At 37.4% G+C, this 24,868-nt stretch carries 18 protein-coding genes and 1 pseudogene; 12 read left to right on the plus strand and 7 right to left on the minus strand.

From position 1 onward, the window contains the following. Window positions 1-451: 451 nt before the first annotated feature. Entirely contained in the window at window positions 452-2,995 is a 2,544-nt protein-coding gene (locus QWU_RS06990; protein WP_006589544.1) for a response regulator, read from the minus strand. Window positions 2,996-3,206: 211 nt separating this feature from the next. Here QWU_RS06990 and QWU_RS06995 point away from each other — a divergent pair, with 211 nt between their 5' ends. Then, complete coding sequence (locus QWU_RS06995) at window positions 3,207-3,722, plus strand: flagellar biosynthetic protein FliO (protein WP_006589543.1); 516 nt, start codon at window positions 3,207-3,209, stop codon at window positions 3,720-3,722. Window positions 3,723-3,768: 46 nt separating this feature from the next. Here the strand turns inward: QWU_RS06995 and dksA are convergent, their stop codons facing one another. Then, window positions 3,769-4,185 (minus strand): RNA polymerase-binding protein DksA, encoded by a 417-nt coding sequence (gene dksA / locus QWU_RS07000; RefSeq protein ID WP_006589542.1) that lies wholly within the window; start codon window positions 4,183-4,185, stop codon window positions 3,769-3,771. A 331-nt stretch (window positions 4,186-4,516) separates the two neighbouring features. Continuing rightward, window positions 4,517-5,050 (minus strand): flavin reductase, encoded by a 534-nt coding sequence (locus QWU_RS07005; RefSeq protein ID WP_006589541.1) that lies wholly within the window; start codon window positions 5,048-5,050, stop codon window positions 4,517-4,519. Between the two features lie 150 nt (window positions 5,051-5,200). Here QWU_RS07005 and rpe point away from each other — a divergent pair, with 150 nt between their 5' ends. From rpe to QWU_RS07060, 10 genes and pseudogenes are all read left to right on the plus strand, one after another. Beyond that, window positions 5,201-5,869, plus strand: coding sequence for a ribulose-phosphate 3-epimerase (gene rpe / locus QWU_RS07010; RefSeq protein ID WP_017196475.1), 669 nt, complete (start codon window positions 5,201-5,203; stop codon window positions 5,867-5,869). A gap of 16 nt (window positions 5,870-5,885) precedes the next feature. Then, window positions 5,886-7,190, plus strand: a complete 1,305-nt coding sequence (gene purB, locus QWU_RS07015) for an adenylosuccinate lyase (protein ID WP_006589539.1) — start codon at window positions 5,886-5,888, stop codon at window positions 7,188-7,190. A gap of 85 nt (window positions 7,191-7,275) precedes the next feature. Continuing rightward, on the plus strand, window positions 7,276-7,824 hold the full coding sequence (locus QWU_RS07020; RefSeq protein ID WP_006589538.1) for an RBBP9/YdeN family alpha/beta hydrolase: 549 nt from the start codon (window positions 7,276-7,278) through the stop codon (window positions 7,822-7,824). A gap of 183 nt (window positions 7,825-8,007) precedes the next feature. Beyond that, window positions 8,008-8,771 (plus strand): annotated as a pseudogene (purC, locus tag QWU_RS09370) (phosphoribosylaminoimidazolesuccinocarboxamide synthase). Between the two features lie 80 nt (window positions 8,772-8,851). Further along, on the plus strand, window positions 8,852-9,091 hold the full coding sequence (gene purS, locus QWU_RS07030; protein WP_006589536.1) for a phosphoribosylformylglycinamidine synthase subunit PurS: 240 nt from the start codon (window positions 8,852-8,854) through the stop codon (window positions 9,089-9,091). Between the two features lie 12 nt (window positions 9,092-9,103). Beyond that, window positions 9,104-9,775, plus strand: coding sequence for a phosphoribosylformylglycinamidine synthase subunit PurQ (purQ, locus tag QWU_RS07035; RefSeq protein ID WP_026017326.1), 672 nt, complete (start codon window positions 9,104-9,106; stop codon window positions 9,773-9,775). Between the two features lie 311 nt (window positions 9,776-10,086). Further along, complete coding sequence (gene purL, locus QWU_RS07045; RefSeq protein ID WP_006589534.1) at window positions 10,087-12,297, plus strand: phosphoribosylformylglycinamidine synthase subunit PurL; 2,211 nt, start codon at window positions 10,087-10,089, stop codon at window positions 12,295-12,297. A 60-nt stretch (window positions 12,298-12,357) separates the two neighbouring features. Beyond that, the gene (locus QWU_RS07050) at window positions 12,358-12,591 is read left to right on the plus strand and encodes a BolA/IbaG family iron-sulfur metabolism protein (RefSeq protein WP_006589533.1); all 234 of its coding nucleotides are present in this window, start codon (window positions 12,358-12,360) and stop codon (window positions 12,589-12,591) included. 99 nt (window positions 12,592-12,690) lie between these two features. Then, entirely contained in the window at window positions 12,691-13,023 is a 333-nt protein-coding gene (grxD, locus tag QWU_RS07055) for a Grx4 family monothiol glutaredoxin (protein WP_006589532.1), read from the plus strand. A 68-nt stretch (window positions 13,024-13,091) separates the two neighbouring features. After that, window positions 13,092-14,348 carry a multidrug effflux MFS transporter gene (locus tag QWU_RS07060; protein WP_006589531.1) on the plus strand — a complete coding sequence of 419 codons (1,257 nt, stop codon included), beginning with the start codon at window positions 13,092-13,094 and terminating at the stop codon, window positions 14,346-14,348. A gap of 99 nt (window positions 14,349-14,447) precedes the next feature. Here the strand turns inward: QWU_RS07060 and parC are convergent, their stop codons facing one another. Beyond that, window positions 14,448-16,697: a DNA topoisomerase IV subunit A gene (parC, locus tag QWU_RS07065; RefSeq protein WP_017196477.1), complete on the minus strand. Its 2,250-nt coding sequence runs from the start codon at window positions 16,695-16,697 to the stop codon at window positions 14,448-14,450. Between the two features lie 713 nt (window positions 16,698-17,410). Continuing rightward, the gene (locus QWU_RS07070) at window positions 17,411-18,394 is read right to left on the minus strand and encodes an RluA family pseudouridine synthase (protein WP_006589529.1); all 984 of its coding nucleotides are present in this window, start codon (window positions 18,392-18,394) and stop codon (window positions 17,411-17,413) included. 216 nt (window positions 18,395-18,610) lie between these two features. On the opposite strand from QWU_RS07070, the gene QWU_RS07075 reads away from it, so the two are divergent. After that, window positions 18,611-20,395, plus strand: coding sequence for a glucan ABC transporter ATP-binding protein/ permease (locus tag QWU_RS07075; protein ID WP_006589528.1), 1,785 nt, complete (start codon window positions 18,611-18,613; stop codon window positions 20,393-20,395). 60 nt (window positions 20,396-20,455) lie between these two features. Here the strand turns inward: QWU_RS07075 and alaS are convergent, their stop codons facing one another. Next, the gene (alaS, locus tag QWU_RS07080; protein WP_017196478.1) at window positions 20,456-23,119 is read right to left on the minus strand and encodes an alanine--tRNA ligase; all 2,664 of its coding nucleotides are present in this window, start codon (window positions 23,117-23,119) and stop codon (window positions 20,456-20,458) included. A 199-nt stretch (window positions 23,120-23,318) separates the two neighbouring features. Continuing rightward, a complete protein-coding gene (recA, locus tag QWU_RS07085; RefSeq protein WP_006589526.1) occupies window positions 23,319-24,362 on the minus strand; it encodes a recombinase RecA in 1,044 nt (347 codons plus the stop codon). Window positions 24,363-24,868: the final 506 nt, after the last annotated feature.

Genomic DNA, 24,868 nt, shown 5'->3' on the forward strand with positions numbered 1-24,868 from the left:
TCCTTTAATTCCACTACTTTAAACTCTACAAAATTTTAATACACTAAAGCTCATATATCTTTACGGATGATTTTATATCAAAAATGGATATTTTTTAAATGCTAACAATAAACTTCCGAATAAATATTATTTGTTTACTGCTCTCATTTTATGCATTCCTATATTTATTTTTTAAAAATATTCTAAATTCTTATCTACAAAATCTTAAAATATTGATCTTTCTTCATTCTCAAAAATGCCGCTTCTCAGTAGCACTGATCTTTAAAGAGTTCTGCTTCTTTTGGTGCATTCCACTTAGCATATATCCCCTTTCATAAGCTCTACAAAAAAGCTTACTGTAAATCTTTATCTCTATAGCGTCCCCAATACCTCATCTATAACTTTTATATGCCTTATCTTCCTAAACAGCAGTAATTTACAGCATAATAAAACAATTTTTTATTGTATAATTTTATTCTGCAAGTGTTTCTTTAACTGTTAAAGCTAACTGTTTGAGTGTAAATGGTTTAGATAAAAAACCAAAAACAGCATCCTGTGGGAGGTTTTTAGCAAATGCGTCTTTTGCATATCCAGAAACAAAAAGAAATTTGATATCAGGATAATTTTGACGTACTTCATTAAGCAACGTTGGACCATCCATTTCTGGCATCACCACATCAGAAACAATAATATCAACAGCTCCATCATTTTTTTCAAGAATGGCAAGTGCTTCCACTCCACTTGCCGCCTCTAAAACCGTATACCCTCTCATTTGAAGAGCTCTTACCCCACCCATTCTGACAGCATCTTCATCTTCAACCAACAAAACAGTCGCAGATCCTGTTAAGTCTATATTTTTTTCTTGTTCTTCATCTTTTTTTATCTGCCGAGAAATTTCACTGTGAAGACTAGGAATATAACGAGGAAGAAAAATATGAAATGCGGCTCCTTCCCCCTCTCTACTTTCACAATAAATATACCCGCCTGTCTGTTTGATAATGCCATAAACCATTGATAAACCAAGCCCAGTTCCTTTTCCAACTTCTTTTGTTGTAAAAAATGGTTCAAACATTTTTTCTTGTATAGAAGATGATATTCCCATTCCTGTATCTGAAATAGTCAATTGCACATACTCACCGATTCCAAAACCAACATGATCGAACTCTGTACTTTGTTGTTTTGTAATATTGTTTGTTGCAATCGTAACAACACCTCCATTAGGCATGGCATCACGTGCATTAATAACCAAGTTCATAATGACACGCTGAAAAGATGCTTGATCAACTTCAACGCTCCATAAATCTCTTCCATGAATAATTTTTAACTGAACATTATTGCCTAAAAGAGGTAAAATAAGATTGCGAATATCTGATAAAAATTCTGTAAAATCAACTTCCTCAGGTCGAAGTGTTTGTTTTCTAGAAAAAGCAAGTAATTGCTGGACAAGTGCAGCTGCACGATTGGCATTGTTTTTAATATTGATAAGATCAGCATGTGCAGGATCAGAACTACGGTGCGTATTTAAAAGAAGATCACACGACATCAAAATTGCTGTTAAGACATTGTTAAAATCATGAGCAATACCGCCTGCCAATTGCCCAACAGCTTGCATTTTCTGACTTTGCATCATTTTATCTTCAAGCGTTTTTTGCTCTGTTATTTCCATAACAGAAATAATAACAAAATCCCGTAAAGAATCATCACAATAGGACTTTGTAGGCATGATATGGAGACGCAAATGGCATTTTTCATTTTTTTCTAAAACAGTTTCTATCGAAACTGTATAATTTTTATTTGTCGTAATTTTTTGGAATGCACGCTCTAACTGTACATGATCACGATGCGATATAATGTCATAAAGATCAAAAGTTTTGTCAGCGCATCCCATAAGTGATGAAAAAGCATCATTCATATGAACACATTGCCCTTTCTCGTTCACCACTGCTATTGCAAATGGACTCGCATAAAAATACTTTACTAAAGCATTAGGCAATTGTACTTGATCATCGTTCTCTTGTCTTTGTACTTGTTGTGGAATTATCACAATACGATAAATGGTGTCTTCCTCTAAGAGAGAAGAAGCAGACATAAAACAATTCAATATTTTCTTAACGCCAGTCTCTGCATTTAAACATAATGAAAACCTATAAGGCGAAGAATAATCTGAGCTTTGATATCTGTCGTTTTGCAAACAAATGTCACTCCATGCGCTATTTTCTCCAACGCTATCAAATAATTGATCAAAACTATATTGACCCACAGTAAAATTTGCCAAATCAATTGAAAACCATTCGGCAAAAATCGCATTTGCATAAAGGACAGTTCCTTGTGTATTAACGGATAAAAAACCAATAGGCGCTTGATCTAAATGATTGATAGCTTCTTGCAGATTCGAAAAAAAAACTTCACGACATTCCTGCAAATGCGAAATATTGCTAATGCGCCAAAATAAAAGCTTTTGTCCCCGCTTCGTGATCGGTTGAACCGAGATATTATACCAAACAGGCTTTTTTTGTGTAGAATAAGAAAAAATTGACTGTTCAACCCTTAATTCTTCTTGCGCAGCAAGATAACTACATGCAGCAACCTTTAAGCGATAGGCCAGTGCACCAGCACCGGGAAGGCCAGCAATCACTACATAACAAGAGGATTGAGGGTTATAGGTAAGAATTTTTTTATAATTTTGATTAGAATAATAAACAAAACCCGATAAATCAGAAACGATAATTACATCATCGCTACTATCAAAAATACTAAAATCAAAGTCATCATATAACTGCACCCCACTATATCTTAAAACTCCCATTCCACTCAAAACAAGTGCAGCAACCCCTATAACCGCCAAAACCAAAAAAAATATGCCCCCAACCTTTTGCAAAAAGCTTTGCGGATAAAAAAAACCTATAACACCTAAAATGCAGAGAAAAACGATTACCAAAACAACACGAAGCATCATACCTCCCCGATATATAGAAGAAGCTGATGGTTTTTCACTATTCTCAAAACCTTTATCCATCTCACTTTGCCTTGATTATAGCTGTTTCTTATAACCTAAATTACTCTCATAAGCATTTTCATAAAGTATATACCACGATAATATCCTCCCAAAACAATTACTCAATTTTAAAAGATCTTTTTATATTATATTAAGTGAATATTTTAAGGGTATCTTTACAAACTTATCTCAATAAAAAATAATATTTGCATTCTAAAATGAAAGAAATTTTATGTATGTTTGGTTATCAAGAAAAATAGACGCACTCAATGTAAACATAATAACAAGCTTTATGTTTTTCATCATAATACTTACAGCTATTGTTTTGATTATCTTTCTTTTACGCTATTTAAATAAAAGAAGGCTTAAAAGCAAACAGCATCCATCACGATTAATTGTCTGCGAAACCATTGCTATCGATCGCACACGTCGACTTGTTTTAGTACGTTGTAATGATAAAGAGCATTTGCTTCTTATTGGTGGATTTACAGATGTTGTTGTAGAATCTGATATTACCGGCACATCTATCACGCAAACGAAAGAAATACAGCCAATATCAACAACAACAAAAATCAATCCGAACCAGAATTCTATAGAAAAAAGACCTTTTTCTTTAGACAAAAGAGAACCAACACCCAACGACAACAACACTTTTTCTATGAATCAACATGTAAAAGACTCAGCAATCACCGCCGAAATTGAAGGACGGCAAGAACCTTCTCTATTTATTCCTGCTCAGAACAAATGAAAGGCTAAATTCTAGCACTGAGTGTTTTTTACCACCCCAATTTGTTTTAATCGTCACGATAAACCCGTTCTCGTCGTTCATGGCGCTCTTGTGCTTCCAATGATAAAACTGCAATTGGCCGAGCTTCCAAACGTTTTAAACTAATAGGTTCGCCAGTTTCCTCACAAAAACCGTAAGTTCCGTTATCAATACGCTCCAAAGCTGCTTCTATTTTTGAAATGAGTTTTCTCTGACGATCACGAGCACGTAATTCAATTGTACGATCAGTTTCACAAGACGCTCTATCCGTCAAATCGGGTTGACCAACATTCTCTTCCTGCAAATTTTCCAAAGTATCACGCGCTTCTCTTAAGATATCATTCTTCCAAGAAACCAATTTAGCACGAAAATAAGCCCTTTGTCGCTCATTCATAAAAGGTTCATCTTCACTAGGGTGATATTGATCATCAATCTCTTCGCTCATGCCATAAAAACCTCCAATATATGGTATGTGCGGACTATATATTGTGCAACACCAATCAACACAAGTGTAAAATGCTTTTTTCTGCACTTCTACCAATGCCTTGCCCTAAAAACATAATTGAAATCTTCATGATTTTTTTGCATAGCATCTGCTCTTAAGATATAATTACCTGATCACAGCCTACCTATCCCCTTTTTTAGCCATATCCATAAGCCTATAAATAAAAAAGAAAATGTTCCAGTGCTATACGCAATAACCTGCCTCAGTGATTGTAAAAAAAATCTGAACCATATCAACAATGAATCGCCTCAATATACAAAAACAAAAAAACTTACAGAGGAAGAGCATGATATCCACGATTTAAATACACCAAAGCATCTTCTTCTCGATTACGATTGATAGCAACAACTTCACCAATCAAAACATAATGAGTTGCATGTTGATGCCAACAAATCAAACGACAATCAAACGACGCCAAAGCATCTGAAAGACTAGGGGCACCTGTCAGCAAAGTTTTCCATTGTGCTATACCAAAACGTTCATTTTGTGTAATATTGCAACGCCTAGAAAAAATATCTGCTAATAAACGATGTTTTCCCGCCAAACTGTTAACACAAAAATTTCCATTTTCTATAAACAACCGATTCTTAAGGCTATGTCGCATGAGGCAAACAAGAAGCGTTGGAGGATCATCAGATAAAGAACAACACGCTGAGATTGTTACCCCGCACCTCCCCTTAATGCCATTTGTTGTTACAATATGCACAGCTCCTGCAAAATGACTCATAGCATCTCGATATTCTTGCGAAGAAACGGTAATATTATGTTGAAGTTCAGGCATTAAATGTGTTGTATGATTTGACATATCTTTTACTTAATATAACTTTAAAATTTCAAATAATCTTTCCATAAAAGACCTATGACTATGACATCTATTTTTCTTTCACGTCATAAAACAAAAGATATTTTAGTATACACAATGACGTGATAAAAACGGCCAATCAAGGAGAACTTAATGCCCCATTCTCATCTCATTTCACCTTCACTTTTGGCTTCTGATTTTTCTAAACTTGGCCAAGAAGTATTAGATGTTATTGATGCCGGTGCAGATTGGCTTCATCTTGATATCATGGATGGTCACTTTGTTCCCAATATCACTTTTGGTCCTAATGTCGTCAAGACACTGCGTCCATTAACCAAAGCAATATTTGACGTTCATCTAATGATCACCCCCGTAGATCCTTATTTAAACGCTTTTGCAAAGGCTGGTGCAGATATTATAACTATTCATGCTGAAGCAAGTCCTCATCTTCATCGTTCATTACAAACAATCAAAACAATAGGAAAAAAAGCAGGAATTGCACTAAATCCAAGCACACCAGAACATGTGCTCGAATATTTGCTTGATCAATTAGATCTTATCCTCATCATGACAGTTAATCCTGGTTTTGGTGGACAAAATTTCATTCCAGAGATGAAAGATAAAATCAAACGCATTAAAAGCATGATCGCTAACAGACCTATTGATCTTGAAGTAGATGGTGGTATCACAGTTGATACAATTGGCATAGCTGCAAAAGCTGGCGCAAATGTATTTGTCGCAGGCTCTGCAATTTATAAAAATGGCAACAAAGAGCTTTACAAAACACGCATTAATGCATTGCGCCAAGCTGCAATTCTTTAAACAATAAGGAAAAATCATGATAACGCGTTATTCCCGCTCTGAAATGGCAACAATTTGGTCACCCGAAACGAAATATCGTATTTGGTTTGAAATTGAAGCTCACGCCTGTGATGCCTTAGCTGAACTAGGGATTATTCCAAAAAAAGCAGCAAAAATCATTTGGGAAAAAGGAAAAGTAGCTAAATTTGATGTCAATCGCATTAATGAAATTGAAGCGATTACCAAACATGACGTTATAGCATTTCTAACCCACTTAGCTGAATTTATTGGACCAGAAGCACGTTTTATTCACCAAGGCATGACATCATCAGATGTTCTTGATACAACGCTTAGCATTCAATTGATGCGTGCTAGTGATATTTTGCTAAAAGATATAGACCAACTTCTTGAAGCATTACAAAGACGTGCTTTTGAACATAAAGAGACTATCACCATTGGACGTAGTCATGGCATTCATGCTGAACCAACAACATTTGGTATCAAATTTGCCCTTGCATATGCTGAATTTTCTCGTTGTCACAAACGCCTTCTTGCAGCACGCGAAGAAATTTCTACTTGTGCTATTTCAGGTGCCATAGGCACTTTTGCAAATATTGACCCACGCGTTGAGGAACATGTAGCAAAAGCATTGGGATTAAGCGCTGAACCCATTTCCACCCAAGTGATACCACGTGATCGTCATGCCATGTTTTTTGCAACGCTTGGTGTTATTGCTTCATCTATTGAACGGCTAGCTATAGAAATACGTCATCTACAACGAACAGAAGTTTTGGAAGCAGAAGAGCATTTCTCACCTGGACAAAAAGGCTCATCAGCTATGCCACATAAACGTAATCCAGTTTTAACTGAAAATTTAACGGGGTTAGCGCGTATGGTACGTGCATTTGCAATCCCTGCTATGGAAAATGTAGCACTTTGGCATGAACGTGATATTTCCCATTCATCTGTTGAGCGTTATATTGGTCCTGATGCGACCATTACGCTTGATTTTGCTCTTACTCGCCTCACATCTGTCATTGAAAATTTAATTGTTTATCCAGAAAATATGCAAAAAAATCTCAATAAATTCCGAGGACTTGTTCATTCACAGCGGGTGCTTTTAGCGCTCACACAAGCTGGAATGAGTCGTGAAGAATCTTATCAGGTAGTACAACGAAATGCGATGAAAGTTTGGGAACAAGGAAAAGATTTTTTAGAAGAATTGCTCAATGATAAAGATGTTACAAAAGCTCTCAGTGAAGCAGAACTTCGCGAAAAGTTTGACCTTTCATACCATACCAAACATATTCATACAATTTTTCAACGTGTTTTTGGGAAATAACAAAAATTGTATCAATTGCATATAAGATACAGAGATACTGTCTTTTTTCTTATGAAATAAAAAGCGATAATGAAAGAAATAATTCATGAAAGCACATCAACTCGATATTCTTATTGTACCTGGCTACAAAGGATCTGGTCCTGATCATTGGCAAACACGATGGGAAAAAAAATTGTCTACAGCGCGCCGTGTTCAACAAACGCATTGGTCAAAACCTGTTTGTGAAGAATGGGTAAATGAAGTTAAAGTCGCCATTGCGCAAGCTCAAAAACCCGTTATGATTATTGCTCATTCATTAGGGGTTCCAACAGTTCTTCATGCAACACTACAAAATGCAGAAAAAATTTGTGGTGCTTTTTTTGTTGCACCTCCAGATGTAAGTAATGAAAAAATACGCCCCAAACATTTAATGACATTTGGCCCCTATTATTGCAAAAAGTTATCCTTTCCCTCTGTAGTTGTAGCCAGCCGAAACGATGAATTTTGTCAATTCTCAGTAGCAGAGAATCTTGCCAATGATTGGGGATCACTCTTTGTTGATGCAGGACAATCTGGCCACATTAATGCAGAATCCGGACATGGACCTTGGCCCGAAGGACTCATGGTATTTTCCCATTTTCTTGCAAAAATTTAACTCAAGAGAGACTCATCATCTTCACTTTAATTTCCATTTATACAGTTTTATTCCTTGTTAAATCAGAGCACCAATGACAAAAATGAGAAGAAGTGTTATAGCAATCATTGAGAAATTCTATCAATTAGGATAGTATTATTTATCAGTGTTATTTAAAACCTCTCAAATCAATAGAGAACTATAATGAATCGTCGCCACCGTATTTATGAAGGCAAGGCCAAAATTTTATATGAAGGACCTGAACCAGGAACTTATATTCAGTTTTTAAAGATGACGCAACTGCCTTTAATGCAAAAAAGCATGAAATTATCGACGGAAAAGGGGTTTTAAATAACCGTATTTCGGAACATATCTTCAGCCATCTTAGCCGTTTGGGAATCCCAACGCATTTTATCAAGCGTATAAATATGCGCGAACAACTCATTAAAGCTGTTGAAATTATTCCATTAGAAGTCGTTGTCCGTAATGTTGCTGCTGGTTCTCTTGCTAAGCGTTTAGGGTTGGAAGAAGGAACCACCCTTTCACAATCTATCATTGAATTTTATTACAAAAATGATTCTCTTGATGACCCAATGGTAACGGAAGAACATATCACCGCCTTTGGATGGGCTGTCCCTCAAGAAATGGAAGATATTATGCAACTTTCGATTCGTATTAATGATTTTCTTTCTGGGCTTTTTGCGGGAGTTAATATTCAACTTATCGATTTCAAAATGGAATTTGGTCGCTTATGGGAAGATGAAACAATGCGCATTGTTCTTGCTGATGAAATCTCTCCTGATTCTGCGAGGTTATGGGATATGCAAACACGAGAAAAAATGGATAAAGATCGTTTTCGGCATGATATGGGGGGGCTTATTAATGCTTATCAAGAAGTTGCAAAGCGCCTTGGAATTATCAATGAAAATGATCCGCCGCGACCAAGTGGTCCTGTTTTAGTAAAATAAACAACCAAATGACATTATATATCTCACCTTTATTGATGCCCGATTTCAAAGAGAGAAATTTTGTTAATAGGAAATAAGAAATGAAAGCACGCATTACAGTTACCCTAAAAAGCAGCGTTCTCGATCCACAAGGAGGAGCAATTGTCTGTGCTTTAAAAAGTTTAAATTTCAAAGGAATTCACTCTATTCGCCAAGGGAAAGTCTTTGATGTTGTGCTCGATGATCAACCTTCTGAAACCGCAAAACAAAAGCTTGAACAAATGTGTGAAGAGTTACTAGCAAATACCGTTATTGAAAATTACACTATAGAATCTCTTTAAATGGGTCTCTTTATGAAAACTGCTATCATTCAATTACCTGGATTAAATCGTGATAGAGATATGGTTGCGGCATTACATCATATAACAGGAATTGAGCCATTAAAAGTTTGGCAAACAGCAACAACAATTCCAGATGTAGATGCCATTATTATCCCTGGAGGTTTTTCTTATGGAGACTATTTGAGATGTGGTGCTATTGGTGCACGAACGCCCGTTTTGCAAGCTGTTCGTGAAAAAGCAGAAAAAGGTGTTACAATAATTGGCGTATGTAATGGATTTCAAATTTTGTTGGAAGCAGGTTTATTGCCTGGAACTTTAATGCGTAACGCTTCATTAAAATTTGTTTGTCGTGAAATAAAACTCGAAGTTGTAAACGCCAACACAAAATTTTCTCGATATTATTCTAAAGGACAAATCATTCGCTGCCCTGTTGCACACCACGATGGAAATTACTTTGTCGGCAGTGAAACATTCAAAGAAATGGAAGATAATGAGCAAATTGTTTTTCGGTATGCAGAAAATACAAACCCTAATGGTTCAATGAATGATGTTGCCGGTATCGTCAATAAGGCTGGTAACATTCTTGGTATAATGCCTCATCCTGAAAATTTTATTGAGCCCGCACATGGTGGAAGTGATGGTCGTTTGCTTTTCCAAAGTGCCTTAGAGTTAGCAAATGGATGATAATAAAAAAGATTCTATACTGCCTTACTGTTTTAAAAACAAAAGTCTGTATCATCTCTCAGGCTGTAAATGTGCAAATCAAACATTTTACACACATAATAAAGTGTACTTTTCTAAGCAAACAAAGGTTTTTTCAAAAACCATTTATGTTTTTTGAATTTCCCAATAAAATAATCAGCATTGCCCCAGAATTTCCATTGATGGTTTATAAGTTTTACCTTACCAAACAATACCATTACCTATAACTTAAGCGGCTGGATTTTAAACAATAAAGATGCTAAATTTTGATTAATTTGACGGATAAAATACTCATGAATCCTTGTAATAATTTTGCCATTACACCAGAATTAGTTGCCCAACATGGCCTAAAAGAAAATGAATATCAACATATCCTAACCTTAATTGGAAGAGAGCCAACATTCACTGAGCTTGGAATTTTTTCTGCAATGTGGAACGAACATTGTTCTTACAAATCATCTAAAAAATGGCTTAAGACTCTTCCAACAAAAGGAAAATGTGTTATTCAAGGACCCGGTGAAAATGCTGGTGTTGTTGATATTGGTGAAGGTCAATGTGTTGTTTTTAAAATGGAAAGTCATAACCATCCCTCTTATATTGAACCTTATCAAGGTGCGGCGACAGGTGTTGGTGGCATTTTACGAGATGTCTTTACAATGGGTGCCCGCCCTATCGCAGCCATGAATGCATTGCGATTTGGTTCTCCTGATCATCCTCGAACACGCCATCTTGTTGCTGGTGTCGTTTCTGGAATTGGTGGCTATGGAAATTCTTTTGGTGTTCCAACCATTGGAGGAGAAGTGAATTTTGATAAGCGTTACAATGGCAATGTCCTTGTCAACGCTTTTGCCGCTGGTATTGCAAAAACAAACTCTCTTTTTTACTCTAAAGCGCAAGGAGTAGGGCTTCCTGTCGTTTATCTTGGTGCCAAAACAGGACGTGATGGTATCGGTGGAGCAACAATGGCTTCTGCCGAATTTGATGATTCAATCAGTGAAAAACGCCCAACCGTTCAAGTAGGTGATCCTTTCACAGAAAAGTGCCTCCTTGAAGCTTGCTTAGAACTCATGGAACTAGGAGCTGTCATTGCTATCCAAGATATGGGAGCAGCAGGCTTAACATCTTCTGCAGTTGAAATGGGAGCAAAAGGAAATTTGGGTATAGAGCTTAACCTCGATAAAGTTCCTGTTCGTGAAGAAAACATGACAGCCTACGAAATGATGCTTTCTGAAAGCCAAGAGCGTATGCTCATGGTACTGAAACCAGAAATGAAACAACAAGCAGCTGAAATTTTTCATAAATGGGGACTTCATTTTTCCATTATTGGCAAAACAACAGACGATTTACATTTTCGCGTAAAGCATCAAGGGGAAGAAGTCGTTAATCTTCCTATAAAAGAACTGGGAAATGAAGCACCTGTTTATGATCGTCCTTGGAGTGAGCCTGCTAAAAGAATACTTCTTAAAGCAGAAAACGTTGAGAAAGTCGAAAATCTTGGTGATGCACTCCTTACACTGTTAAACTCTGCCAATCAAAGTTCACGGCGATGGGTTTATGAACAATATGACACTTTTATACAAGGTAATACGCTTGTTCGCCCAGGAGGCGATGCAGGAGTCGTCCGTGTAAGCAATAACGACAAACGTGCTCTTGCCTTTTCTTCTGATGTAACGCCTCGCTATTGTGAAGCTGATCCCTATGAAGGGGGAAAACAAGCTGTCGCAGAATGCTGGAGAAATATTAGCACTACCGGCGCAAAACCACTAGCCGCTACAGATAATCTCAATTTTGGTAATCCTGAAAAGCCTGAGATCATGGGACAATTGGTATTTGCCATTAAAGGAATAGGTGAAGCTTGTAAAGTTCTCGATTTTCCTATTGTTTCAGGAAATGTCTCTCTTTATAATGAAACAAATGGAGAAGCAATTCCTCCTACCCCCACAATCGCTGGTGTTGGACTTCTTGCTGATTGGTCTAAAATGGTGACAATCAACGGCATGAAAAATGGAGATAATATTGTTTTGATTGGAGCTTGTGGCTCTCATTTAGGACAATCAATCTATGCACATGATATTTTAAATATCACGACAGGTGCCCCACCCTACGTAGATTTACAACTTGAAAAAAAACATGGACAATTTGTGAGAGATGTTATTCATCATGGTTTTGTTCATGCCGCTCATGATATTTCTGACGGAGGGTTAGCCCTTGCTCTTGCGGAAATGGTCATTAAATCAGGTAAGGGAATCAAAGCCAAATTAAGCAATAAACAACCGTATCATGCAGAACTTTTTGGCGAAGACCAAGCGCGCTATCTCTTAAGCGTTAAACCTCATAGTCTTAATAGTCTTAAAGAACTTGCCCAAAAAAACACAGTTTCTTTAACAGAACTTGGTATTGTTGAAGGGGATGCTCTTAATATAGATGGGATATTAACACTTTCAGTAGAAAAACTAACACAAGCCTATGAAAATTGGTTTCCGCAATTTATGGGTGAAAAATAAAGAGTTTTTGTCTCTTTTTGCTTATGCTACGCTCATAAAAATAAATAAAGGAGAATAATCATGGTAATGAGTGCCCATGCAATTGAAACTCTTATTCGCGAAGGCATCCCCGATGCAATTGTGACAATTCGTGATCTCGCTGGCGATGGAGAGCATTATGCTGCCGAAGTTATTTCCGAAACTTTTCGCGGTAAAAGTCGTGTCCAACAGCATAAAATGGTTTATGATGCTCTTAAAGGTAATATGGGTAGTGATCTTCATGCTTTAATGTTGCAAACGAATATTCCTAAATAATTTAAAATTTCTTCTTGCATTCATTCACACAATACGATTAGAAAATAGGGCAAATCTAAATACACACTTGTAAAAATCTGCAATCTTGAGGAATAAATAATGACCACTGTTCATGATTTCATTGATAACGAAATTAAAAAAAATGATGTCGTTTTATTCATGAAAGGAACACCTGATGCTCCACAATGTGGATTTTCAGGACAGGTTGTTCAAATGCTTGACTATCTGGGATTAAATTATAAAGGGATCAATATCTTAGCTTCTCATGAATTACGTCAAGGAATTAAAGACTATTCAAATTGGCCAACAATTCCCCAACTCTATATTAAAGGTGAGTTTATTGGTGGCTGTGATATTGTGAAAGAAATGTTTCAAAATAATGAGTTGCAAGAACTTCTAAAAGAAAAGAATATTCCCTGCAATAAACCATAGGTATCTTTTATTTTATCCAGTCTTTTATAGAACCGTGTTCAGTCGAAATTTTTATTTCAAGGACGCATATGTCACATTCAATCGACGAACAAACGCATAGTGATACGATTAGAAAAAAAATCGGCTATAAAGAATTTGTTATTCTCATTGGTTCGCTTATGGCTATCAATTCTATAGCCGTTGACATTATGCTACCGGCTATGCCTGATATTTTGAATAGCTTACATGTCATTAATGAAAATGATCAGCATTATATCATTTCTTGTTATCTTATGAGCTATGGTATCACACAAATATTTTTTGGTCCAATAAGTGATCGTTATGGGCGACGTAAGATCCTTCTCATTGGTCTTGCTTTTTATTCATTTACGGCGATTGGTTGTGCTTTTATATCCAATTTTTCTTTATTGCTTATTTTACGTATCTTGCAAGGCGTGGGAGGTGCCGCTATGCGTGTACTCACTGTTTCCATTGTACGTGATCTCTATAGTGGTCGAAAAATGGCAGAAGTCATGTCTATCGTCATGATGGTTTTTCTTATCGCACCAATGATTGGCCCCGCAACAGGACAAGTTATTCTACTATTCGGGCACTGGCAATTTATTTTTATATTCATGGCAATGATCGGTTTTGGTCTCATGATTTGGATTCAATTGCGCTTGCCTGAAACTCTTTATGCACAACGCTCTCTTTCTTTTTCTTCGATCAGACATAATCTATGGATCGTTATAACCAATCGCACAACACTTTGCTACACACTGGCAACTTCTATCATTCTAGGTTGCATTTTTACCGCCGTTAATACATCACAACAAACATATGAGGGGATTTATAACTTAGGCTTCTGGTTTCCCTTTGCATTTGCTCTTGGTGCTGCGTTTCAAGCTCTATCCTCATTCTTTAATTCTCAACTTGTCGGACGTCTTGGAATGCGCCGTATCGCACACACAATGCTTTTACTCTTTTGTGCCACTTCATTCATCTGGTTTATCGGATCCATCTTAGCAGATGGCGTTATCCTTTTCCCTTTTTATATGTTGCTATTCTGTATACTGATGTTTGCCTGCGGCGGTATTATGGCAAATTTCAATACACTTGCTCTCGAATCCGTAGGTGAAATTGCTGGAACGGCGTCTTCTGTATCTGGTTTTCTTCAAACATCTATCGGAACAGGCCTTAGCTTTTTTATTGCGCAACAATTTAATGAAACAACCATCCCTAATTCGGCAGGTTTTTTCTTTCTTAGTCTTATTGCCATAGTTCTAGTTTTATGGGCCGAACGTGGGCATCTCTTTAGACAATATAATAGCAACCCTCATGAATAAAAGCTGCGAGGCAAATTAACAACACTCCTAGCTAGTAATAAAACCACGAAGGATTCTTTTTTGGTTTTTATAAACTAACAATTAAATATACTATATTGATTATTTGGTAAATTTTCCTGACTTTGGAAATCCTTTTGGCACCAAGCGCCCTATGCCAGCACGATTCCCCATCCACTCAATAAGATCATCAGAACAGCGATTAAAGCAGCGCTCAGCTGTATTTTGCCAAGTTAAACCTTCTGATAAATAAAAGATTTTAGCATCGAGAATACCACCTTCTTTGTAACGTTGTAGACGAACACCTTTACCACGATTCATTTCTGGGATTTGTTCAATGGCAAAAATAAGCATTTTACGATTTTCACCAACCACTGCAACATGATCACCTTTTACTGGAATACAAAGCTTTACTTTATCAGGAGATTTCACATTCATAATCTGCTTGCCTTTTCGTGTATTCGCAATTACTTCCATAGCAGGAACAATAAAGCCATTTCCATGAGATGAAACCAAGAGAAGTTTTTCCTCCGCATTGTGCACAAAAGCTATCAAAACATCATGCTCATCATCCATATCAACTAAAAGACGAATGGGGTCACCATGCCCCCGTCCTCCAGGCAAACTATTTGCAGTAATAGAAAAAAATTTTCCGCCAGTACTTACCACCACAATCTTATCTGTAGTGAAAGCCGGAAATGCTAACTTTAAGCAATCCCCTTCTTTGAAAGAAAGTGCTTTGTAATCACTTAAATGTCCTTTTAAAGCACGCATCCACCCCTTTTCAGAAATAACAATCGTGACTGGTTCTTTTTCGATCATTGCTTGATGAATATCACTAATATCATGCTTTGGAGCTTCTTCAAATGACGTACGCCTTTTCCCTAAAAAAGTATCAGGACCAAAAATTTTACGAACCTTTATGATTTCTTCTGAAATTATTTCCCATTGCTTTGTATGAGAAGCTAACAGACTCTGCAATTTTTCTTTTTCAACCTTCAGAGTTTCAAATTCTTTACGAATTTCAAATTCTTCAAGCTTACGGAGAGACCGCAACCGCATATTAAGAATAGCTTCAGCTTGATTTTCTGTTAATTCAAAACGGCCAATCAGTTCCTTTTTGGGTTCGTCCTCTTCGCGAATAATCTGAATCACCTCATCAAGATTTAAATACGCGATAAGATATCCGTGGAGAATTTCTAATCGACGATCAATTTCATCAAGACGATAATGAGAGCGACGAATAAGTACTTCTTGACGATGCTCAAGCCATTGCTGCAAGCTTTCGCGCAAAGAAAGAACATTAGGTATTTTTCCCAAAGACAAAACATTGAGATTTAGAGGAAATCTTACTTCAAAATCAGTCAATTTAAAAAGGGATTCCATGAGAAGTTCAGAATCAATTGTACGATTTTTAGGAACAAGTACGATACGAATATCTTCTGCCGATTCATCACGAATATCTTCAAGCATTGGTAATCGCCGAGCAAGCAATAATTCTGCTGTTTTTTCAATAAGTCGTGACTTTTGAACTTGATAGGGAATTTCAGTAACAATAATCACATAAGCACCACGACTGCCGGCTTCCTGATGCCAACGCGAACGCAACCGAAAAAAACCACGCCCTGTCCGATAAGATTCCTCAATACTCTTTTTAGGCTCAACTAAAATGCCACCTGTTGGAAAATCAGGTCCAAGCACAAATTGATTTAATTCCTCATCATGTGCATCAGGATGTGCAATTAAATGTAGCGCTGCATCACAAAGCTCCGCAACGTTATGGGGTGGAATAGATGTTGCCATACCAACCGCTATACCTGATGAACCATTTGCTAAAAGATTAGGAAAAGCTCCTGGTAAAACAACCGGCTCTTCCTCTTCCTCATTATAGGTTAAACGAAAATCAATCGCATTCTCATTAATTCCCTCAAGCAATAAAGCCGCCACTTCAGTCATACGTGCTTCTGTATACCGCATAGCAGCAGCGTTATCACCATCAACATTACCAAAATTGCCTTGTCCATCAACCAATGGATAACGAACAGCAAAGCCCTGAGCCAAACGCACTAATGCATCATAAATAGATGCATCACCATGTGGATGAAACTTTCCCATAACATCACCAACAATCCGCGCACATTTCGCATAAGAGTGCCCTGGATGAAGTTTAAGTAAACGCATAGCATGGACAATACGCCTATGCACAGGCTTCAAACCATCACGTACATCAGGCAATGCACGGTGTGTAATAGTAGAAAGCGCATAAGACAAATAACGCTCTTGTAAAGCAGAACGTAACTCTATTTGTTCAATATGTTCTTTATCAAAAGGCAAATTCGTTTTATCAGACATAATATAAGGATAAAAACTCCCAAAGTAATGAGAAATTATTTTGTAAGATTTTTTCAGTGTAATCTTTTATGAATCGACCATTGTTACTTAAAATCGACTATATAAAAATAAACACTATGATTAAAACATGAACAGAAAATTATAGCAATTTGAAAAATTTATACATGTACTCGAAACTTTAACACCCTATACAGAAAAATTTAACGCATAAATCCCAAAGATTCTTTTGAACATCAAACATTGACCTCCACCTCGCCTCAAAGAAAGAGATTTCATAAACCTCAATCTGATTTAAGACTATGCCCTTTATTTTATAAACAAGACAAAAGTCTTGTTTTTATATTCAGTAACAACTGTTGAAATAATTTTAAAAAATGTTTTATCTTACTTTAAAAATTTAATACATTGAATTTACTAATAAAAATGCATTCATCATCTTGCTAATCATCCACCTACAAATGGTTTCCACACAGTTTTACTGTTTTTAAAATATTTTTTGCAGAATTTAAAAGGGAAAAACGCGCATCAACAGAAAGATTATGGAACAGTGCATTTTACTCTTTACCTTTATCCTATCTTGCTTAACAGCTGGAAAGGCACCTCAATCATTCGCCTAACATCCCCCTTCTACATAAATTTCCCTACCCAATATCATCACCCTAAACTTCGCCGTAATGCTGCTTTACCGGCATAACGTAATAGGATAAATAACCTTATTGTGTGTTATCATCATCCTCATTAAAAGCCAAAAGATTAAAACTTTGTACCATATGAGGTGGTAAAGGTGCGATAATATCTAAAACCCCTCCTGAAGGATGAGGAATACGAATACGGCGGGCATGAAGGTGAAGACGGTTTTGAATTCCCCCTGGTAATGCCCAATTACTATCAGAAAAAAAATATTTTGAATCACCAATGATAGGATGATCCATATGGGCGGCATGCACACGTAGCTGATGTGTTCTCCCCGTATAGGGTTCCATTTCAAGCCACGAAAGAGCCCTCCCCCTAGTATCTAAAACGCGATAGTAAGAAACCGCATGGTTAGAATCTGGCTCTCCATGTTCACAAACACGCATTTTATCACCTTGTGCAGTAATATCCTTCACCACCCATGTTGAAATTTTATCCTGCTTTTTTTTAGGCACTCCCCGAACCAATGCCCAATAAGTCTTTTTCGTTTCCCGCTCTCTAAAAGCAGCTGTTAAAGCCTGCGCAGCACTCCTAGATCGCGCAACAATGAGCACACCAGATGTTTCACGATCAAGGCGGTGCACTAAACGTGGTTTTTCGCCTTTCTTATTGCGCCATACCTCAAGCATGCTATCCACGTGGCGCGTCAAACCAGAACCACCTTGTACAGCTAACCCCGCAGGCTTATTAAAAACAAAAATCTTTGGATCTTCATAGAGGAGCATCTTTTTCAAAACGGTTTCATCATCCTGTCCACGAAGTGTTTTATCCGTTATAGGAAAGCTTTCCTTATCATCAACAGGAAAAGGAGGAACGCGCACAACTTGCCCCATGAGAAGACGCGTATCGGTTTTAACACGCCCACCATCAACCCGTATCTGGCCAGAACGGAGCAACTTTTGTAAATATCCAAATCCAACTCTTGGATAATGCACTTTAAACCAGCGATCCAAACGCATTCCGTTTTCATCTACCGAAACCTGTTTTATTTCGACGCCTACCATAATACTTCCCTTATCAGATAATTTTCTTGATCCGTTTTATATCTTATCTTTATAAACGCAAAAATTCATATCCTATAGAACTGGCTTTATCACACCATATTACAGTCAGTATCTAAAATTGCATTTTCTTACTGAGAAAATTTTATTAACTCAAACCTAATGATTATCAGAACTATAACCTTTACCGCTTCTGGTAACTATTGGAGATAATGCTCTGTGTCCTTATTCAAAACCTATGCACGTGTTCTCAGCTACCTAAACAGAGAAAAAAATACATCTCTTTTAATCTGTTCAGCAAATATTATATTGGCTATCATCACCATTGCAGAACCTATTTTATTTGGACGCGTCATTGATGCTATTGCAGAAAAATCAGGTATTGTTTTAACTCTCACCATTTGGGCCTGTTTTGGGCTTTCACATATTATTGCTTATGTCCTTGTTGCTCGTGGTGCTGATCGTTTAGCACATAGACGTCGCTTAGCTGTTTTAACGGAATCCTTTGAGCGGATCATTACTATGCCTTTAATCTGGCATCAACAACGCGGAACTTCTAATACTCTCCATACACTCTTGCGCGCCATAGACTCTATGTCAACTATATGGCTTGATTTTATGCGTCAACATCTCTCAACGCTTGTTGCCTTATTCGTTCTCATTCCCATAGCCTTTAACATGAATTGGCGTCTTTCAACAGTCTTGGTTGTACTCGCCATCATTTATGTACTGATTGCACGTTTAGTGATGCGAAAAACAAAAGACGGACAAGCGGCTGTAGAAAACTACCATCATGACCTTTTTAAACATGTCAGCGATTCAATCTCTAACGTTTCCATTGTACAAAGCTATAACCGAATAAAGGAAGAAGCTTACGTACTGCATCAGCATACAAACAATCTTCTTAAAGCACAAAACCCTGTTCTCAATTGGTGGGCTCTTGCAAGTGGCTTAAACCGAATGGCCTCAACCATTTCAATAGTTTGTGTTCTTTTGCTTGGAGCTTTTTTTGTAGCAAAAAACCAATTACGTGTAGGTGAGGTGGTCGCATTCGTCGGATTTGCACAATTAATGATTTGTCGTTTGGATCAAATGAGCAATTTTTTTAATTTAACCATATCCTTACAAGCAAAATTACAAGAATTTTTTGCAATGGAAGACTCAACCTTTTATATCAAAGAACCTGTAAATCTACCTTCCCTCCAAAATGTTAAAGGTGCCGTACAATTTCATCATGTTACTTATAAATTCCCAAATTCTTCTCAAGGTGTTTTTGACCTTTCCTTTGAAGTTAAAACAGGACAAACTGTTGCAATTGTAGGACCAACAGGAGCTGGAAAAACAACATTAATCAATTTGTTGCAACGCGTGTATGACCCTACATTTGGAAATATCTCTATTGACGGAATAAATATACGCTCTGTTAATCGCGAATCCTTACGCAAATCTTTAGCAACAGTATTTCAAGACGCTGGCCTTTTTAATCGGACTATCCACGACAACATCTCGATAGGAAAAGCAACCGCAACGGATGAGGAACTTTATGAAGCGGCAAAAATAGCAGCTGCCCATGATTTTATTCTAACAAAAACCAATCGTTATGAAACAATAGTGGGCGAGCGAGGTTCTCAATTGTCAGGTGGAGAAAGACAACGTTTAGCAATTGCGCGCGCTGTTTTAAAAAATGCCCCTATCCTCATTCTAGACGAAGCAACAAGTGCCCTTGATGTTGAAACGGAAGCGCGCGTTAAAGATGCTCTCGATTGCATAAGTCACAATCGTACCACTTTTATTATAGCACATCGCCTTTCAACAATACGCAATGCTGATATTGTGCTATTTCTAGAACATGGTCACTTAATTGAAAAAGGAAGTTTTCAAGAACTGATCAATAAAGGCGGGCGCTTTTATAAACTACTAAAAGCCAGCGGCTTAACAATCGAGCAACCAGCGATAGGAGAAGATGAAAACGTGTTCCCATTGTACAAAGCCATGGCATCATAGAATAAGCGCTCCCTCTTAAAAAAATCTCGAAGCGAAGCAACACAAATAACCAATCAGAAATTATCTTTCAAGAAAAGCTTTTAGTTCCGCGAGTGCCTCACAAGCCTTATTCCCATCAGACCCACCAGCCTGCGCCATATCAGGTCGGCCACCACCACCTTTACCCCCAAGGATACCTGAAACAATATGCACCAAATCAACAGCATTTAACTTATCAGTCAAATCATCCGTAACACCAACAACAACACTCCCCTTACCATCCTCTGAAACACCTATGAAAGCAACAACACCAGATCCAATTTGCTTCTTTCCAGAATCCACTAATGCTTTAAGATCTCGTGGTAAAATATTTTCAACAACACGCCCCATAAAAGAAATGCCATTGATGATGGTAATATCTGCTTGACCACTCTTCATGTCCCCACCATTTAAAGCAATTTTCTTGCGCGCATCATTCAACTCTTTTTCAAGTCTACGACGATCATCAAGCAAAATCCGAACACGTTCTTCTACATCAGCAGAAGAAGTCTTTAAAAGATCAGCAATTTCACGGATATGCTCCTCTTGGCGGTTCAGATATAGGCGTGCCGCTGTACCTGTTAAAGCCTCGATACGACGAACTCCAGCTGCTACAGAACTTTCAGAAACAATATGAATCAAACCGATATCTCCTGTTCTCTTCACATGTGTGCCACCACAAAGCTCGATTGACCAATTCTTCTTTAATTCTCCCTGTTCACGTTGGTTCCCCATAGAAACAACACGAACTTCGTCACCATATTTTTCACCAAATAACGCCATAGCCCCTTCAGAAATTGCATCATCCACGAGCATAAGGCGAGTTGTTACCTCACTATTTTGCAAAACAATATCGTTCGCTAAATCTTCTATTTTTTTCAGTTCTTCTAAAGAAACAGGTTTTGGATGAGAAAAATCAAATCGTAACCGATCTGGCAATACAAGAGATCCCTTCTGTGTAACATGAGCTCCCAATATTTGGCGTAAAGCTTCGTGTAATAAATGGGTAGCAGAATGATTCGCACGAATTTTCTTACGACGAACAACATCAACGGTTAATTCTACACAATCAGATGTCCTTGCCCGACCAGATTTCACTTCACCAATATGGATAAAAACACCATCACCTTTTTTCTGGGTATCATGCACCTCAAAAATAAAATTTTCATGAGAAATGATACCGCTATCACCAATCTGCCCACCAGATTCACCATAAAAAGGTGTCTGATTTACAACAAGAACGGCTTTCTGCCCTGAAGAAATATGATCAACAATTTTACCGTCATACACAAGAGCTGTAAGAATACCTTTAGCTGTGTCAGTACCATAACCTAAAAATTCTGTAGCCCCCACTTTTTCACGAAGCGAAAACCAGATCTTTTCCGTAACGGCTTCTCCGGAACCAGTCCAATTGGCACGTGCTTCCTCTTTCTGATGTTCCATCGCCTTATCAAAAGCGTCAACGTCAACAAATATTCCGCGACGACGCAGAACATCTTGTGTCAAATCAAGCGGAAAACCATAGGTGTCATAAAGCTTGAAAGCAACTTCACCACTCAAAGAGTCTCCTTCTTTAAGAGTAGTACTTGCTTCATTCAACAAACAGAGTCCCCGTTCAAGTGTTTTACGAAAACGCGTTTCTTCTAACTTCAAAGTTTCTGAAATCAAAGATTCAGCACGCACCAATTCAGGATACGCTTGTCCCATTTCGTGAATTAAAGCAGGCAAAAGTCGCCACATTAAAGGTTCTTTAGCACCAAGGAGGTGCGCATGACGCATAGCACGACGCATAATACGACGTAAAACATATCCCCTTCCTTCATTGGAAGGAAGAACACCATCAGCAATCAAAAACGCACATGAGCGAAGATGATCAGCAATCACGCGATGGCTCGCAACAAATTCACCCGTTGCCTTAACCCCTGTTATCTCTTGAGATGCTATAATTAATGCACGAAAAAGATCAATGTCATAATTATCATGAACACCCTGTAAAACAGCAGCAATGCGCTCTAATCCCATGCCTGTGTCAATAGAAGGATGAGGCAATTCAACACGCTCTTCTTTGCTTATCTGCTCATACTGCATAAAAACAAGATTCCAAATTTCAATAAAGCGATCACCCTCTTCATCTGCACTTCCAGGTGGTCCTCCAAAAATTCCATCGCCATGATCATAAAAAATCTCTGAACAAGGACCACAAGGACCTGTATCTCCCATCGCCCAAAAATTATCAGACGTTGCAATACGAACAATTTTTTCATCAGGAAGACCTGAAATTTTACGCCATAATTCAGCAGCTACATCATCACTATAATAAACTGTCACTAACAACTTTTCTTTTGGAAGACAAAATTCTTTTGTTAAAAGATTCCATGATAAAAAAATGGCTTCTTCTTTAAAATAATCACCAAAAGAAAAATTACCTAACATTTCAAAAAATGTATGATGACGTGCTGTATAGCCGACATTATCAAGGTCATTATGCTTTCCACCGGCACGGACACATTTTTGCGCCGTTGCTGCCTGCTTATAAGGACGCTGTTCAAGTCCAGTAAAAACATTTTTAAACTGCACCATTCCTGCATTTGTAAACATGAGTGTAGGATCATTACGCGGAACGAGAGGGCTAGAAGAAAGAACTTTATGCCCATTAAGATGAAAATAATCTAGAAAAGTTGACCGTATACTATTAACACTATTCATATCGTAACCTGTAGAGTACAGCGCAAAACCATAAAAACAAAATTCCCCTCATTAAATATCCTCTTTTCTACACGTAGAGTTAATTTAATCAAAGGGTGGATTTTTATTCAAAGAAATTTAGAAATAAGCGATCTTAATATTTTAAAACTCTAACAAATAAAAAAATAAATGACGGTCACACATTCAGACAAGCATTCCATCAAATTTCTTCATCGTTTTCTATATTTTCTGCCCCTACATTTTCTAACAATTCAATCGCAATCAGACCAGCATTTTGACGCAAAGCTGTCTCGATTTCTGTAGCTATTTCTACATGATCGCGTAAAAACTGCTTTGCATTTTCCCGTCCCTGCCCTAAACGCTGAGAATTATAAGAAAACCATGCACCAGATTTTTCCACAACGCCAACTTTGACACCCAAATCAATTAACTCACCTACTTTGGAAATGCCTTCACCATAAATAATATCAAATTCAACTTGCTTAAACGGAGGAGCCAATTTATTTTTGACAACTTTAACACGTGTCTGATTACCAACGATCATATCCCGATCTTTAATAGATCCAATACGACGAATATCTAAACGAACAGAAGCATAAAACTTTAAAGCGTTTCCGCCTGTTGTCGTTTCGGGGGAACCAAACATGACACCAATTTTCATGCGAATTTGATTAATAAAAATAACCATACAGTTAGAGCGAAAAATTGCTGCTGTTAGTTTTCGCAACGCTTTACTCATTAACCGAGCCTGCAGCCCAGGTAAAGCATCACCCATTTCACCATCAATTTCCGCCCGTGGCGTCAAAGCCGCTACAGAATCAACAACAAGTACATCAACAGCACCAGAACGAACCAACGTTTCTGTAATTTCCAGCGCTTGTTCACCAGTATCGGGTTGAGAAATGAACAAATTTTCTAAATCAACACCAAGCTTACGTGCATAAATAGGATCAAGAGCATGCTCCGCATCAATAAAAGCACAAATCCCACCAATTTTCTGTGCCTCAGCAATAGCATGAAGAGCCAATGTTGTTTTTCCAGAACTTTCTGGTCCATAAATCTCAACAATACGCCCCTTCGGTAATCCACCAACACCCAAAGCAATATCCAAGGATAATGAGCCCGTTGGAATTGTTTCAATTTCAACAACCTGCTCTTTTTGCCCAAGACGCATAATTGAGCCTTTACCAAAAGAACGTTCAATTTGTGAGAGAGCAGCATCGAGAGCTTTTGTTTTATCCACAATTATATCCTTGACCGATTCATAACAACCAAATGTTTAGTGTACACTGTTATTTTAGCTTAACTAAAGTCTTGAATTTAAATTTTCACAGACTATTTCCATTTTTAATCCCATATTGTGTCAACAACAGATCATTACCATAATAGAAAGAATTACTCTTCCTTATCTTATGACAAAAAACCTCCATAGTAAGGAAAGAAACTTGGTATATTTATATCTCTCCTCTAGAAAAGAAACAATTTAAATTTCAACATGGTACTTTATATACAGCATTTCTGATACTTTTTTACAAACACTGAAGAAATCATATCTCTTAATCTAATCCCCCCTATTGATAGCCAAAAAATTTCTCATCAATCAAAACCACAATACATCGTACACAACTGAAATCACAAGTACAAAGCAGCGCATGAATTATAGCTAGACAAATATCTCTTAAATTTGATTTTTAAGGGTATATAAATTCTTACTATGAAGAAATAAGCATTTAAAACATACCATAGTCT

The organism is Bartonella birtlesii IBS 325 (genome assembly GCF_000273375.1).
Taxonomy (GTDB): domain Bacteria; phylum Pseudomonadota; class Alphaproteobacteria; order Rhizobiales; family Rhizobiaceae; genus Bartonella; species Bartonella birtlesii.